Genomic DNA, 15,550 nt, shown 5'->3' with positions numbered 1-15,550 from the left:
GCGATGATCGGCGCCGGCGGCGACGACGTGTTCGGAACGGTGCTGCTGGCCAATCTCGATCGCGCCGGCGTCGATCGCCGCTTCGTGCGCGTGGCGGCAGGCGCAGGCTCCGGCATGAGCGTGGCGATCTTCGACAGCGATGGCGACTACGGTGCGGTCATCGTCTCCGGCAGCAATCTCACCCTGGGCGGTGATGACATCGCGGCTGCGGGCGAGGTGGTGGTACAGACGGCAGTGCTGTTGCTGCAGAACGAAGTGCCCGATGCCGCCAACATCGCTGCCGCGCGCGCGGTGAAGGCATCCGGCGGCAGCGTCGTGCTCAACGCCGCACCGGCGCGAACACTGTCGGCCGAATTGACCGCGCTGATAGACATCGTCATCGTCAACGCCATCGAAGCGGAATTTTTGGCCGGCGTTCCGGTTGTCGATACGCTCGCCGGCGCAACCGAAGCCGCGCGGCGGCTGATCGATGCCTACCCCTCGGCGATCGTCACCGCCGGCGGCGAAGGTGTCGCCTATTGCGACCGGACCGGCGCGGCCTTCGCACTGGCGGCCGTCCCGGTCAAGGTCGTCAGCACCCATGGCGCCGGCGACGAATTCGTCGGCGCCTTCGCGGCAGGCCTCGCGCGTGGCCATCCGATGGAAGCGGCGATCGCCACGGCCAATGCCGCCGCCGCCTCGCTGGTGGCGACACCGGAGGGAAAGCGCAGCTCGCGTTGAAAACTCAGGCCGCATATTGCCGCCTCCAAACCCGTGCCCCCGTCGATGAGCGAAACGGCAAACCGGGCGCGGCGAGAACCTGCTTGGCTTTGCCCTGATGGAGGCGCGGGACCAAGCTGCGTGGTCGAAAGTAGGGAGCTTCAGTCCGCTTCGCCGGCCGAACTTTTGCCGCACTGCGCCAGCACCTTACCGATCGCAGCGCTCGAGCCCGTCAGCGGAAAGCTGTTCTCGCCATATTTGTCGGCCGTAACCGTGACGTCGCCCTTGCCGCGCAACAAGCCGAGCAGTGGATCGTCTTTGCTCAGCTCAGCCGTGAAGTAATTATACATGGCCTCGAGGTCGAGCTTTTTGGTCACGCTTTTGTCACCGCCCTTGAAGGTGAAGGAAGCGCTGATGCCGGGCTCCAGCTGCTGGCCGGCCGCGCCCAGATCGTAGCTCAGCAACGGCTTGTCGAAACAGACCAGCATCAGATGCGCATCGGCCTTCGGTCCGCCGCACACCGAAGCCGTCAGCACGCTGCCGCCTTCGTCTTCTTCCATCTTGGCGCTCCAGTTGCAGGACGCGGCAAAAGCCGGCTGCGCGGCTTGCAGCGCGGCCAGAACGGAACTTGCCATGATGAACTTCGCCAATGCACTTTGCATGATGCCCTCCGAGCTACATTCAACGAGATCAAACAGGACAAAAGGCCTCGCGACAGCGGCATGCCGTCTTAGCCCCGGCCCGCCCCATTGATCAAGCCTTTGAGACCGGCCTCGACGTCCAGGGCGGCTCCGGCGCGAAGCGCTTGCCGATCCAGTCGGCGAAGGCGCGTGTCTTGGCGGCTTGTCCCTTGGCCGAGGGCATGACGACATAGACCGCGCCTTCGTCGGCCAGCGTCCAGTCCGCCAGCACCGGCACCAGCCGTCCGTCGGCGAGTTCGCGTCCGACCAGCCAGTCGGTGCTCATCATCAGGCCAAAGCCTTGCACCGCGGCTTCGACCAGCACTTCGGCATCGTCGCAAACCATCGGCCCCGAGACGTCGACGTTGACGCGACGTCCCGAACTGTCGGTCATCTCCCAGGTTGGAAAGGTCTGGAAGCCGGAGAAGCCGAGGCAGGCGTGTTCTGTGAGCGCTTCCGGCGCTTCCGGCGTGCCCCTGCGGGCGAGGTAGGAGGGAGCAGCGCACAGCAACCGCCGCCGTGTCGCGATCTTGCGCGCCACCAGGCGCGAGTCCTCCAGCGCGCCGAGACGGACGGCGACATCGAAGTTCTCTGCAACGAGATTGACGAACCGGTTGGAGAACTCGGCCTCGATGCGGACATCCGGGAACGTCGCTAGAAATTGCGGCAGCAGCGGCCCGATCCACATACGGCCAAAGGTTCCCGGCAGCGCCAGCCGCAGCAAGCCCCGCGGAGCCCCGCTGGCATGCGCGGAAGCAGCAGCCTCAGCTTCGTCTACCGAGGCCAGGATGGCGCGGACACGCACCAGGAACTCCGCTCCCGCCTCCGTCAACGATACGCTTCGGGTGGTCCGGTGCAGCAGCCGCACGCCGAGCCGCTGCTCCAGCGATTGCAGGCGGCGTGACAGGATCGTCGGGTCGCGCCCGACGCGCAACGCTGCCTTGGTGAAGGAGCGCGCTTCGGTGATGGCCGCAAAGGCGGCCATTTCGGCAAGGCTGGCGGGGTCGTGTGATTGCTGCATGAAACACAGGACTCATATGTAAAGATTCCGGATTATCTGCTTGTAGCGCAGCAGATAGCTTCACTCAATCCTGACGATCGACCCCTTCAACCGGAATGCGTGAGCCATGAAAGCCATCGAACTGACCGCCGCCAAGCTGGACGCCTTTCGCGCCACCACCATTGCCACGCCTGAACCGCAGCGCGGCGAAGTGCTGATCCGCCAGCGCGCCGCGAGCCTGAATTTCGTCGATGTGGCGGTGGCCAGCGGCAATTATCGTGTGCCCGGCTTTCCGCTCATTCCCGTCGCCGACGGCGCCGGCGAGATCGTCGCGCTGGGGGAGGGCGTTACGGATTTCGCCGTCGGCGATCGCGTCGTTGCCCATGCCAAGCCGCGCTGGATCGGCGGTCCGCCCCGGCCTAACGACATGACGCAGATGCGCGGAATTTCGCTGCCGGGGTCGCTCGCCGAATATGTCGCGCTGCCGGCCAACTCGCTCGTGCCGGTACCGGCTCGTCTCTCTTTCGAGGCGGCGTCGACCCTGCCGATCGCCGCGACCACCGCTTGGAACGCCGTCCGCGCCGCCGATGTCGGGCCGGGCTCGGTCGTCGTGCTGCTCGGCACCGGCGGCGTCTCCATCTTCACCCTTCAACTGGCGAAAGCCGCCGGCGCAACCGTCATCATCACTTCTTCGTCGGACGAGAAGCTGGAGCGGGCGAAGGCACTCGGCGCCGATCATCTCATCAACTACCGCGCGATGCCCGACTGGGACGGCAAGGTGCTGGAACTGACCGGCGGCCTCGGCGCCGACCTCGTCGTCGAGACCGCCGGCACCGCCACCTTCGCCCGCGCCGTCAACGCCACCGCGCCTGGCGGCACGCTGTTCACCATCGGTTTCGTCACCGGCGCCGAGGCCACGGTCGACCTGCTGCCGATCATCATCAAGGCGCTGAAGGTGGTCGGCAACAACACCGGGTCGGTATCTGACCTTCGCGCCGCCGTCCGCGCCATCGCCGCCGCCCGGATCGACCCGGTCGTCGACAAGGTGTTCAGCCAGGAGCAGGCGGCCGAAGCCTACGCGCACATGGCGGCAGGCGGGCAGCATTTCGGTAAGCTTGTGTTCAAGCTCGACTGGTAGCCGAGGCGGTCGAGCTGCCAATCTCCCCCCTCGAGGGGGAGATGCCCGGCAGGGCAGAAGGGGTCGGTCCGACTGGGCTCGACCTACTGCGGCGGAAGGAGGTTGGCGCTCTACGAGAGGCGACCCCCTCTGTCGCCTTCGGCGACATCTCCCCCTCAAGGGGGGAGATTACGCACGCCGCTTCCTAGATCAACTTCTCCAGCGTGATCGGCAAGTCCCGCACTCTTTTTCCCGTCGCATGGAACACCGCATTGGCGATCGCCGGCGCTACGCCGACGATGGCCAGTTCGCCGACACCCTTGCCGCCGAGCACAGAGGAGTGCAGGTCGGGAATGCCGACCGAGATGACCTCGATATCGGGGATGTCGGCATTGGTCGGCACCAGATAGTCGCCGAGATTGTTGTTGACGATGCGGCCATGCCTGCGGTCGACAATGCCTTCTTCGAGCAGCGCCTGGCCGATGCCCATGATGATGCCGCCCTTCCACTGGCTTTCGGCCAGCTTGGGGTTGTAGAGCCGGCCCGAATCCAGCGCCGATACCACGCGCGACACGCGCACCGTGCCGAAATCCTCGTCGACGCGCACCTCGATGAAATGCGCGCACCAGGAGTGGCGCGAATAGTCGCCCTCGGTGTGCGGCAGTGCCGCCGCGATGGTGGTGTAGTTCTTGTAGCGATCGGCGGCCGTCGAGTTCGCCGGCATGGTGTCGCCTGTGGCCTCGATGCGGTCGCGGCCGACGCTGGCCAGCAGGTCGGCGATCGAGACATCGGGACCATCGCCGCGCGGCGACCTGATGCGGCCATTGGCGACGACCAGCGTGTTCGCCTGCAGCGCGTGGAAGGGCGAGCGCGAATCGCTGATCGCCAGACCGACCAGCTGGTCCAGCGCCGATGTCGCCGCCTTGTAGACCGCGCCCGTCATCACGCCGGCCAGCCGCGACCCACCGGCTACGCCGGCGCGGGGATACCGGGAATCACCGAGCTTCACCACGACCTGGTCGGCCGCCACGCCGACCGTTTCGGCCGCCGTCTGCGCCAGGATCGTGTAGGTGCCCTGGCCCATGTCGATCGAGGAGCTTTCGACCTCGACCGAGCCGTTGGCAAGGATACGCACGATGGCCTCGCCGTAAGCGCGCCGTACCGGATAGGTGCCGGCGGCGACGCCCCAGCCGATCAGCTGGTTGCCATCGGGCATCGAACGCGGTTTGGGCGTGCGCTGGGCCCAGCCGAAGCGTTCGGCGCCAGCCGCGAAAGCCTCGCGCAACTGCCGCGTCGACCAAGCCTTTTTTGCGTGCGGATCCTGCTCGGCGTAATTCCTCAGCCGGATCTCCAGCGGATCGATGCCGACCTCGTAGGCGAGCTCGTCAATGGCGCTTTCGATGCCGAAGGCGCTAGGGTTTTCGCCCGGCGCGCGCATGGCGCCAGGCACCACCGAATTCACCCGCACGACATTCTGCTTCGAGGAGAAGTTGGGCGTCGCATACATGATCGAGGTGACCACGCCCAACGGCTCGACCCACATGCCGTCGATCGACGTTTCATTGACGCCGCGATGCACGATCGACTGGATTTTTCCGTCACGGTCGGCGCCGATCGTCACCGTCTGGCGGGTCGCGGCGCGGCCGCCATAGCCGGTAAAAGTCTGCGGCCGAGTCATGACCACCCTCACGGGCCGTCCCAGCATCTTGGCTGCGGCAGCCGCTACCGCGCCGTGGCCGAGCGCCAGCGCCTTGGAGCCGAAGCCGCCACCGATATAGGGCGAGACCAGCCGTACATTTTCGAACGGCACGCCGAACCATTCGGCATAGGTGCGGGCCATACCGTCGAGCCACTGGCTCGGTTCCCACACGGTCAGCCGGTCGCCCTCCCAGCGGGCGATGAGGCCATGCGGCTCCATCGGCGCCTGGTATTCGCGCGGCGTGTTATAGGCGCCGCAGACGCGCACCGGGGCAGCGGCGAAAGCGGCCTGCGCATCGCCCCATTCCTTGGTCATGGCGGCGATCGGAATGCCGTCGCCCGCCTTGGCGTCGCTGAGGTCGACGATGGCCGGCGTCTCGTCATAGCTGACCTTGACCAGGGCTGCGGCCGCAACGGCCTGCTCGAAGGTCTCCGCGATGACCGCGGCGACATGCTGGCCCGAAAAGGTGATATCGCGCGCCAGCGGGCAGTAGGGCTTGTCCGGCGGCGGTGTGCCGAACCAGTCCGATGCAGTCTTCAGCGGCATGATGGTGTCCGGCGTCAGCACCTTGAGCACACCAGGTGCCGCCTCGGCGGCTGACGTGTCGATCGAGCGCACCTTGCCTGACGCGATCGTGCTTTCGACCAGAACGCCGTAGGTTAGCCCGTCGAGCTGCTGCTCGACGGCGTATTTTGCCGCACCGGTAATCTTGGCCGGGCCGTCGACGCGCGACAGCCGCCCGCCAACCTGATCGGCAGTGCCGTCCGAAGCATCGCCGTGCCGTGTCCTGGGGTCGTGAATGGTCATGCCATGGCTCCCGTCTTGAGGATGGCGCGGGCGACGACGCGCGGCGCCAGTTCGATCTTGTAGTGGTTGGCGCCGTGGTCGATGGCCCCTTCCACGGCGAGCAAGCTGGCCGCCCGCACCCTGTCTTCGCTGAGCACCTTGCCCTTCAGCGCCGCTTCGACGGCGTGCGCCCGCCACGGCTTCGTCGCGACGCCGCCCAGCGCGACGCGCAGGTCGCGAATGGTGCGGCCATCGGCTTCGAAGTCGATGCCGACTGCGGCGCTTGCAGCGGCGAACTCATAGGACTGCCGGTCGCGAACCTTGAGATAGGTCGACCGCCGGGCGGCGGCTGAAGCCGGGATGCTGATGGCCGTGATCATCTCGCCCGGTTGGATGGCATGTTCCCTGTCGGGCGTGGCGCCGGGCAGGGGAAAGAAGTCGTCGACGGCAACCTGGCGTTCGCCAAGATGAACCACGGCGTCGAAGGCGACCAGCGCGGTGGCGAGATCGCCGGGATACATGGCGATGCAGGCGTCGCTGGTGCCGAGCACGGCATGGCCGCGGGTGACGCCACCGATCGCCGAGCAGCCGCTGCCGGGCGAGCGCTTGTTGCAGGCGGAAAAATTCGCGGGATCGCGGAAATAGGGGCAGCGCGTGCGCTGCATCAGATTGCCGCCGATGGTCGCCATGTTGCGCAGCTGCGCGGAAGCCGCCTGCCACAGCGCTTCGGAGACCGCGGGAAAGCGGCTCTTGATCTCGGCATTGTCGGCGACGAGGCTCATCTTGGCCAGCGCGCCGATCATGGCACTGTCAGCGTCGACCTTGATGGCGTCGAGCCCTTTGAGATGGGTTATGTCGACCAGGCTCTCGGGTTCGGCCACGCCGCATTTGGCGAGATCGACCAGCGTCGTGCCGCCGGCAAGCAGCATGGCGCCGGGCACGGCGGCTGCCTGGCGTGCGGCGTCGAGTGTATCGGCGCGAATGTACGAAAAATCCCTCATGACGCGACCTCCAGTGCCGCCTGGCGCACGGCGGCGACGATGTGCGGATAAGCGCCGCAGCGGCAGAGATTGCCTGCCATGTATTCGCGGATTTCGTCATCCGAGCCGGCATGGCCCTCGCGGATGCAGGCCACCGCCGACATGATCTGTCCGGGCGTGCAGTAACCGCACTGGAAAGCATCCTGGTCGAGGAAAGCAGCCTGAACCGCGTTAAGCGTGCCGTCGTCGCCGGCCAATCCTTCGATGGTGGTGATCTCGCGGCCTTCGGCTTGTGCTGCAAGCGTCAGGCAGGCCAGCACGCGCTGTCCCTCGACATGCACCGTGCAGGCGCCGCACTGGCCCTGGTCGCAACCCTTCTTGGTGCCGGTCAGGTCGAGGCGATCACGCAAGGCGTCAAGCAGCGTGACGCGCGGCTCGACCTGCAGTTCGTGACTGTGTCCGTTGATGGTGAGACGGATTGGGATAGTGGTGGATTTGGTTTGGTCGGTCATGAGGCGTCTGGCTCCAGTTGCTTGACGCTAGGGGATTGAAATGGGCTCGAGTGGGAGAGGACAAGGGAAGAGGCGACGGCGCGCCTAATCTCCCCCCTTGTGGGGGAGATGCCCGGCAGGGCAGAGGGGGCGCGAAGGAATGCGACGTTCCCGATTTACATGCGTCGAAATAGACCTTTTCCAAGCGGGTGTTGGTCAGGCCTTGATAGGCTGGCGGGAGAGCGCCCCCCTCTGTCCTGCCGGACATCTCCCCCACGAGGGGGAAGATTGGCAGCTCTGCCGCCCCGACTCTCCAGCCGGCAGGGGATGCTTCAGTCTTCACAATCTCAACACGTGACATACCGGCTCTCCTGATTATATGATAAGACTGCTCCACTGAAACGGAGGCGCCTCCGTTTATCTAGTTGGGGGCTTACCCCTTTGGGTTCAAGCCCCCATATATCGACAGTGGAGAAAAAATTGACCGAGCAGTCGCAAGCAATTGCCGACGAGAAGCGCGAAGCCGCAGCGCCAAGGCCGCTGCGCGCCGATGCGCAGCGCAACCGCGACCGGCTGGTCGAGGTCGCGGCAGCGGCCTTTGCCGAGCACGGCGTCGATGCCTCGCTGGAGGAGATCGCGCGCCAGGCGGGCGTCGGTATCGGCACGCTCTACCGGCATTTTCCAACCCGCGAGCATCTGGTCGAAGTGGTCTATCGGCGTGAAGTCGAGGCGCTCTGCGCGGCTGCCGATGACCTCGCCAGCCACCATTCGGCCGATGTGGCGCTGGAGCAATGGATGCAGCGCTTCGTCGACTACATCGCCACCAAGCGCGGCCTGGCGGCCAGCCTGCGCATCCTGTTCAACACGAATTCCGCCGTGTTCTCCGACATGTCGGGCCGGGTGTCGCTGGCCTTGCGGCAACTGGTCGAGGCGGCAGTGGCGGAAGGCTCGATCCGCAGCGACGTCGACGCCTCCGATGTGCTGCACGCACTCGGCGGCATCTACTCGGCCCCCGACACCAAGGACTGGCGCGACCGCTCGCGCCGGCTGGTCAAGCTGCTGATGGACGGGCTGCGGTTCGGGGCAGGGAAGAGGTGACCTAGCGGCTCAAGCCGAACCATCGACCGCATAGAACGGAAACGCGCCGGGCAGCCCGCTTGCCGCCATTTCGCCACGCTCCTCGAACCGCAGGCCGGAGCCGACCACGAGATCGCGCACCGTCCTTGATGCGATGATTTCGCCCGGCCGCGCATGGTCAAGCAGACGCGATGACAGTTCGATCGCCGCGCCTGAAAATTGATGGCCCCGCTGCTCGCACTCGCCGATATGCACCGCCGAGCGGACCTCGACACCGGATTGCCGCAAGCGATCGCGGATGGCGATCGCGCACTGGATCGACCGCGTTGGCCGCTGGAACACCGCGAGCACCTTGCCGTCCGATCGGCTGATCTCTCTGCCTTCGGCCGCGAGGAGTTCGCCACGGAGCGCTTCGGCGTGCCGCTCGGCCGGGTCGATGCCGAAAGGCGAGCCCGTCATATCGAGGGACAGCACCGACACAAGCAGCCGTTCGCCTGGGGCCGCCGGCAAGGCGCCGGTGACGAAAGCCTGGATCTCGTCGACGATCCGATCGGAATTCTCGCCCCAGATGACGTGGTCGCGGCCGGCGAACTCAATGTATCGGGCGCCCTCGATGTGCGTCGCCAGGTAACGTCCTTCTTCCCGCTTCACCCAGCCGTCGCCAGTCGTCTGCATGATCAGTGTCGGAACATGGACAGCAGGCAGAATGTCGCGAACATCGATTTCGGCTCCCCAGCGCCACAGGGCGATCGCGTCGGCGGGCGAGGCAGAATTCCTGAGATAGGCGGCGAACCATTCTGTCTCGAACGTGTCGCTCATCAGACTGGGCGCCGCGTTGCTCATATCCGCCGCCGCTCCCCATTCTTTCTCGACGATCGCCAGATCCTCTTCCACCTGCTCGCTTGTCTTCGCCCACGGATAGTCTTGTGACCACCTGCCGCGGGCGTAGGCCCCATTGAGCACGAGTGCCGCTGTGCGCTCGGGATAGGTCGCCGCGAACAGCATGCACATCGGGCCGCCCTCGGAGCTGCCGAAAAGCACCGTGCGCTTCGAGCCAACCGCATCCAGCACTGCCCGCACATCTTCCATCCGCTCTTCCAGGGTCGGCAGACCGACATTGCGGTCCGAGAGCCCGGTGCCGCGCTTGTCCATGCGGATTAGGCGCGAGAAAGTGCCGAGCCGCCGGTGCACATGCGAAAGCCGCGGCGAGCCCCAGGCGTGGTCGAGGTTGGAGACCCATCCCGGCACATGGATCAGGTCGACCGGACCGTCGCCGGTCACCTGATACGCGATGTTGATCCCGGCCGATTTGACATAGTGGGTCGGGGGGGCTGTGAGTTCGTGGCTGAAGCCGGTAGCGTCATCCGCATCAGTCGTGGGTGGCCGTGCCGGCGCCATTGTGCGGCGTGTGCGCAGCGTCTCGAACAATTGCCGCGTCTCCGGCTCCGGCTGCAGCTTGAGATCGCGTAGAAGCGCGGTGCGGCAGTGCTCATATGGCTTCAGCGCGAGATTGGTCCTGCCTTGCGCCGCATAGGCGCGCATCAGGGCACGGTGGACATCCTCCCTCAACGGGTCCATGGCCAGCAGGCGCGCCGCCGCGCGCACGCATGCGGCAGGATCGTTCGTCGCTGCATAATGCGCGACGAGCCTGTCGAGCGCCGCGACGGCCAGTGCCCGCAGCCGCTCGCGTTCGATCCTCAGCCAGTCCTCGAATGGCTCCTCCTTCAGGCCGAAGCCGTCGAGCAGGTCGCCGCGGTAGACATTGAGCGCCAGTTCGAGGTCTTCGGGTGCCGGGCTGGCGACTAGCGCCTCGAACCGCGCGACGTCGAAATCAAGGCCGTCGAGATGCAGAGCGACGCTGTTGCCATCGGTGAGGAAGCGGCCGCCGCCGCACGTCTGCATGGCCTTCCTGACAGACGATACCGCTTGCCGCAGGCTCATTCGCGCCTGCGCCTCGCTGTTGATGCCCCAGAGCAGGGTCGCCAGCTTCTCGCGCGACTGCGAATGCCCCGACTGCAGCGCGAGATAGGCGACCATCGCACGCGCCTTGCGGCTGATGGCTGGAACCGTGGCCCCGACGCCGGCAAAGTCGAAACCACCCAGCAGGTGAAGATAAGGTCCGGTCATCGGATCCGCCACGGTCACAGCGCGACGACGATCCGCTCAAGCTCACTCCATTTCAACACTTATTCCGCCGCCGAGGCGCTTTTCACGATTCCATCACGCAGGTTCCCACGCGTTGCTCACGGCGCTTGAGGAGATTGTTCGCACTGGATCTCTTTTCGCAGGAGGATACCGTGCATCACCCTGGCCCGACCGAGTGGCCCATCTGGCATGACGACCCCGGGCGCGACCGGCAGGAGCTTGGCGCACCATCGCGTCACGATATTGCGCTGGCCCGCTATCTCGAAACACAACAGGCCCATCGGGCATTGGCGGCTCGCAGACTCGATCCGGCGGCGGTCGTGGCCTCTGCACTGGCAGCGTTCGTCCGCTGCCTTTTCCGTGCAGCGCTGCGCCGAATTGTCCGCTGGCCAACCGATGCCGCGACAGGGATGGACGATTTCGGCTTGACGTTGTCCAAGGCTCATGCGGATCTTAGCAAGACCCTTTGGGGCCGCTGAGTGCAGCGCCCTTGGTCGACGATCTCATCCCCAACCGCCGCCGCCGCCGCCAGCCCCACCGCCGCCTCCGCTGCCGCCGAGAGAAGGAATCACGGGCGGTTTTTGCGGGATCTCCTCGGCCGGCTTGATCACTTTGCCGGTGGTCGCCTTCTTGTATCTGACCACCTTTGGCTGAGGTGCTACGCGAACCACCTTGCGATGTTTCACCGGCGGTGCCGGCTCAAACATCGGCGACACCGAGGTGCAGCCCATGAGCCCGGCCAGAACGCCGGATAGAATTATCCCGATGAATGCCTGCCCGATGAATGTCTGCTTGAATGCCTTGCCCACCATGGCCTCCTTATTGTTCAGAACAAATCCCGACGCGGATTGGCTTCTTCCCAGACCACCCGGGCCGCATTGACCAGTTGCATGTCCAGCGAACCGGACGTGGGGATCTTCGACTTGAGCTCCTGACGCAGCGCGTCCAAAGCTGCCGTTTTCGGCTTGGTGCCGAACTGCGCCAGGCCCTTTTTGGCGTCCGGCAACTCCTTGCGCAGATCAAGCGCGACGGCGAATGCCAGGAAGCGCACCGCGACAGCCTGATCGGCCTTGTCGCCTTTCGCCATTTCGAGCGCCGCGCGATCATAGGCGCTCGACGGATCGCCGCGCGTGGTCGCCAGTTCGAACAGCCTTTGCGCTTCCGCCGGGTCCTGGCGCACACCGGCGCCATCCCTGTACATGCGGGCGAGGCTGCCGGGCGCGTAGGGCTGGCCAAGATCGGTGGCCTGCTGGAACAGGGCCTGCGCCGTCTTCGGATCCTTTTCGATGCCCTGGCCGGCGAGGTAATTGCGGCCGAGCAGGTTCATCGAATACATGTCTTGGCGCTGCACCCCCGCTTGCAGGAAGGCGACGGCGCGGGCCGGATCGGCAGGCACGCCGTTGCGGCCCTCGGTGAAGATGGCGGCAAGATCGTTCATGGCATAGGTGTGCCCCATGGCCGCCGCCTTGAGCAGCAGGTCGAGGCCCTTGGCCGTATCGCGGTTGACGCCATAGCCATTGAACAGCGCGCGTCCCCACGAGGTCATGCCGTAAGGATCGCCCTTGTCTGCGGCAGCCTTGTAGAGAGCGTTGGCCTGGGTGCGGTCGATGGCCGTCCCGGTTCCGGTTGCGTTGAGATAGCCGAGTTCGAAGACGGCGCGCACATGGCCTTTCTTGGCGGCATGCTCGATGGCTGCCCTGGCCTCGCCGACCCTGCCGGCCGCAAGCAGCGCGCGGCCGAGCTCGTAGTGGAAGCGGGCTACGTCTGGATAGGTTTTCACCGCCGCCTCGCAGGCTGCCACCGCACCGGCGCCGATCTCGTTCGGCAGCAGGCCGGGCACCACCCCTTGCAGGTCGAGAGGCTCGCCGGCGGCGGTATCGCAGGCATCGACCGTCGGCGACAGCTTCATTGTCGCGGGCTTAGCCGAGCTGCTGTCGGCCCGGATTTCGAAGCCGACCTCGACCGGCGCGCCGGCGCCGATCTGCGGCTCGTAACGGAGATGGTCGACTTCACCGGCCAGAAGGCTGGATTGCGGCGACAAGGTTCGATCAGGCAATGACAGCGTTCCCGTTGCCGGATACCCCGAGACCTTCAGGCTGACCGCCGGATCGTCGGTGGGGAAATCCAGATTGAGCGCGACCGGGCCGACGCCGACGGGAATATCAAGCTTGCGGTTCTCGATTGCTTCGGCGGCGCCGGTGATGTGGATGCCGCGCTCCAGCACCTGCTGTTTCTGCTCGGCCTCGAGCGAAGCCATGATCTGCTGGCCGGCAGCGCCTTCGCCGCTCTTGACGCGGAATACGAGTATGCCCTGGCTCCCGCCGCCCCAAATGTCATGCGTGGCGTAGGCCAGCATATCCACCTCGTCCTGCGTGGCGGCTCCTTTGGGGACATCCATCTGCAGGCGCGGCAGGTCCTTGCCGGCAATCGGTTCGCCCACCGCGACGTCTTTGCCGTCCAGCACCAGACGGCCCATTGCCGGCGGCCGTTCGATGCTGATGCTGATGGCGCCGCCATCGACATCGACCGGCTCCGGCAGGCCGAGAGCGACAGGCCCGACCCCCGACAGCACCACCTTCTCCAGCACTGGCGGCAGCGAAGGCCGATTGTTGCGGCGCACCAGCACCACGTCGTCGATCAGCGAGGAATTTTCCCATGGCACCTGCATGCCGTTGGTGGCCTGCACGACATCGCGGCGCACCGCCGACATGACCGTTCGGATCTCCTGGTTCGGCGCCAGCGCGCGCCGCGAAAACGCCGATGAAAACGGGCTCAGGTCGCCGCTGCCGTCATAGGCGACCGCACCTGGTTCGGTGGCGAAGGCAATCAGCGTGTTGAGCGAGCTTCGCACCTGCGCCAGCCCATTATTGCCGGCGGTGACAAGCTGGTCGCGCAGCCAGTAATTGTTGCGCGGGAAGGGGTTGTTGCGGCAGGCATCGAGGATGATCACCTGGATCTTCGACTTCGAGCGCAGCTGCTCCAGCACGTCGTTGAGCTTGATGGCCTGGACCTCGATGTCGGCCGCCTTCTTCAACGAGGCGTCGACGGGTATCAGGAAATTCTCGCCGCCGATCTGAAAGCCGTGCCCGGAATAGTAGACGACGGCGAGATCGGCGCCGTCGGCGGCGGCAAGATAGTCCCGGAACTGGCCTTCGAACTGCTGCTTGGTGAGGTTCTCGGCGACGAAAACCTCGAAGCCGGCCAGCCGGAACGTGGCCGATACGTCCTGGGCATCCTTGGCCGGGTTCTTCAGCGCCGGGATGTCGCGATAATCGGAATTGCCGATGATGAGCGCGACCCTTCGATCGGCGCAGGCCTCAAAGCTTGTGAGGCCGGCAAGGATGAAGGCCGCGATGAATCCGCAAAGTCGGAGCATGACAAAACTCCTGGTCGCGGCCTGACGCCGACGAGAACACCGCTTGCGGCATCAAGGTCCGTTGAGAGTATGCAACCTGCCACAGCATAAAGTGAAAGGCCCGTCACCGCCAGACCATGGCAGGCGATTTCTTTCGGCGTCGACCGACCGCAGAGTGCAAGTAGCACGCGCTTCACGAGCAGGTATGTGACAAGTCTCACAGTTCGCTGTTTTGGGGGAATGCCTGGTGCCGGCGGCTGCGCGCCTATTCCTTGAAGAGCAATTCCTTGTCGTTCGAATATTTCACCAGCAGCGGAATGCTGGCGCCGCCGATAACGGGGCCGAGATGGCCAAACGTCCCCTCGATGACAGAGAACGGCTCGGGACGATCGACAAGGATACGTGCCAGTTTTCTGCGCATGGCCTTGGCGATCTCCTTGCGCACGCCATTGGGTATGGCGCCATCGATCACCACATTGTCGATGTCGAGCAAGGCAACGGCACTGCGGGCGGCATAGGCAAGCCCGTCCGAAACCTCATCGATCCACGCGGTGACCGGCTCTCCAAGGTCGCCCCAATCGTCGGGCGACGACCAGATGCGGCCGGCGTCCTTCTCCCCATTGTCCTGGTCGTTGAGCTTGCCGGCCAGCGAATGCAGCGAAGCGACGCGCAGCAGAGGCGTCATCCGGTCGCCCCTGCGCCCCGGCGCGGGCACCGGCATGTCGCCTAGCGCCCCGGCCAGCTTGTTGCGGCCGGGGAACAAGTGATGATCGAGCACCAGGCCGCCGCCGATGAAGTGCCCGACATAGGCATAGAGAAAGTCGGCGCGCGATCCGCCGGCGCCAAACATCAGTTCGGCCGCGGCCGACACCGTGGCGTCGTTGTAGAGGAACACCGGCCAGTCGAACGCCCGGTCCAGTTCGGCGCGAATGTCGATTTCCCTCCAGGCATCCAGCCTGCTCGCCGGCACCGCGCCCTCTTCGCTCAGGTTCCACTGATGGAATGGCGAGGCGATGCCAAGACCCGCGATGCGGTCTTGCTCTATCGATCTGTGCTTGCGGCACATGCGCGCGATGGCGCCCTTGGCGAATTTCATCACCTCGACGGGCGTCGGATAGTCGAACAGTGTGCGTTCGAACGACATCACGTCGCCGACGAAATTGACCAGGGCGACATCGGCGCTGCGATGGTCGACCTTGAGGCCGAAGGCGTACGCGGCTTTCGGGTTCAACGCATAGGGAACCGAGGGTTGCCCCAGCCGTCCGCGCAAAGGCTCCAGGCGCAGCAGCAGCTTGTTGTCGGCGGCGCGGTTGACGATGGTGGTGATGGTTTGCGCGGCCAGCCCGGTCAGCCGCGTCAAATCGGTCTTAGCCAGCTGCCCGTGCCGGCGGATGAGCGAGACGATCAGGCGTTCGTTGTAGATGCGGCTCTCGGCCTGCGTGGTTCCGCCGCTGCGGCCCTCGGCGATCTTTTCGAGACTGAAGAAGCTGGTTCCGGTCACGCTTTCCCCTGCGCAAGGAG

The 15,550-nt window shown here is 65.5% G+C and carries 13 protein-coding genes; 4 read left to right on the top strand and 9 right to left on the bottom strand.

The annotated features are described in order from the left end of the window. Positions 1-720: PfkB family carbohydrate kinase (locus NKH35_RS21010; RefSeq protein WP_352916219.1), on the top strand; the 720-nt coding region annotated here is incomplete at its 5' end. A gap of 140 nt (positions 721-860) precedes the next feature. Here the strand turns inward: NKH35_RS21010 and NKH35_RS21005 are convergent. Beyond that, positions 861-1,361 (bottom strand): hypothetical protein, encoded by a 501-nt coding sequence (locus tag NKH35_RS21005; protein ID WP_352916216.1) that lies wholly within the window; start codon positions 1,359-1,361, stop codon positions 861-863. A 91-nt stretch (positions 1,362-1,452) separates the two neighbouring features. Further along, positions 1,453-2,400, bottom strand: a complete 948-nt coding sequence (locus tag NKH35_RS21000) for a LysR family transcriptional regulator (protein WP_352916213.1) — start codon at positions 2,398-2,400, stop codon at positions 1,453-1,455. Positions 2,401-2,506: 106 nt separating this feature from the next. On the opposite strand from NKH35_RS21000, the gene NKH35_RS20995 reads away from it, so the two are divergent. Then, the gene (locus tag NKH35_RS20995; protein ID WP_352916210.1) at positions 2,507-3,517 is read left to right on the top strand and encodes a zinc-dependent alcohol dehydrogenase family protein; all 1,011 of its coding nucleotides are present in this window, start codon (positions 2,507-2,509) and stop codon (positions 3,515-3,517) included. Between the two features lie 184 nt (positions 3,518-3,701). Here NKH35_RS20995 and NKH35_RS20990 read toward each other — a convergent pair whose 3' ends face one another. From NKH35_RS20990 to NKH35_RS20980, 3 genes are read right to left on the bottom strand one after another with little or no spacing between them, the layout of a single operon-like run. Next, positions 3,702-6,002 (bottom strand): xanthine dehydrogenase family protein molybdopterin-binding subunit, encoded by a 2,301-nt coding sequence (locus NKH35_RS20990; protein ID WP_352916208.1) that lies wholly within the window; start codon positions 6,000-6,002, stop codon positions 3,702-3,704. Next, the gene (locus NKH35_RS20985; RefSeq protein ID WP_023805585.1) at positions 5,999-6,982 is read right to left on the bottom strand and encodes an FAD binding domain-containing protein; all 984 of its coding nucleotides are present in this window, start codon (positions 6,980-6,982) and stop codon (positions 5,999-6,001) included. Before NKH35_RS20985 ends, NKH35_RS20990 begins: the two co-directional genes overlap by 4 nt. Then, positions 6,979-7,473, bottom strand: coding sequence for a (2Fe-2S)-binding protein (locus NKH35_RS20980; RefSeq protein ID WP_023805584.1), 495 nt, complete (start codon positions 7,471-7,473; stop codon positions 6,979-6,981). The genes NKH35_RS20985 and NKH35_RS20980 overlap by 4 nt, the downstream gene beginning before the upstream one ends. 459 nt (positions 7,474-7,932) lie before the next feature. On the opposite strand from NKH35_RS20980, the gene NKH35_RS20975 reads away from it, so the two are divergent. Then, positions 7,933-8,550: a TetR/AcrR family transcriptional regulator gene (locus NKH35_RS20975; protein ID WP_023712508.1), complete on the top strand. Its 618-nt coding sequence runs from the start codon at positions 7,933-7,935 to the stop codon at positions 8,548-8,550. A 9-nt stretch (positions 8,551-8,559) separates the two neighbouring features. Here NKH35_RS20975 and NKH35_RS20970 read toward each other — a convergent pair whose 3' ends face one another. Continuing rightward, entirely contained in the window at positions 8,560-10,656 is a 2,097-nt protein-coding gene (locus tag NKH35_RS20970) for an alpha/beta fold hydrolase (protein WP_352916203.1), read from the bottom strand. A 134-nt stretch (positions 10,657-10,790) separates the two neighbouring features. Between NKH35_RS20970 and NKH35_RS20965 the strand changes: the two genes are divergently transcribed. Then, on the top strand, positions 10,791-11,153 hold the full coding sequence (locus tag NKH35_RS20965) for a hypothetical protein (RefSeq protein ID WP_023685480.1): 363 nt from the start codon (positions 10,791-10,793) through the stop codon (positions 11,151-11,153). A gap of 24 nt (positions 11,154-11,177) precedes the next feature. On the opposite strand, the gene NKH35_RS20960 is transcribed toward NKH35_RS20965, so the two are convergent. The 3 genes from NKH35_RS20960 to NKH35_RS20950 form a co-directional block, all read right to left on the bottom strand. Continuing rightward, a complete protein-coding gene (locus NKH35_RS20960) occupies positions 11,178-11,486 on the bottom strand; it encodes a hypothetical protein (protein WP_352537524.1) in 309 nt (102 codons plus the stop codon). Between the two features lie 14 nt (positions 11,487-11,500). Beyond that, positions 11,501-14,050, bottom strand: coding sequence for a caspase family protein (locus NKH35_RS20955; protein ID WP_352916200.1), 2,550 nt, complete (start codon positions 14,048-14,050; stop codon positions 11,501-11,503). 244 nt (positions 14,051-14,294) lie between these two features. Then, positions 14,295-15,530 (bottom strand): ROK family protein, encoded by a 1,236-nt coding sequence (locus tag NKH35_RS20950; protein ID WP_023685483.1) that lies wholly within the window; start codon positions 15,528-15,530, stop codon positions 14,295-14,297. Between the last annotated feature and the right edge of the window lie 20 nt (positions 15,531-15,550).

Source organism: Mesorhizobium sp. M1143, from assembly GCF_040318435.1.
In the GTDB taxonomy this organism is placed as follows: domain Bacteria; phylum Pseudomonadota; class Alphaproteobacteria; order Rhizobiales; family Rhizobiaceae; genus Mesorhizobium.
This window is presented reverse-complemented; position numbering and strand designations above follow the sequence as displayed.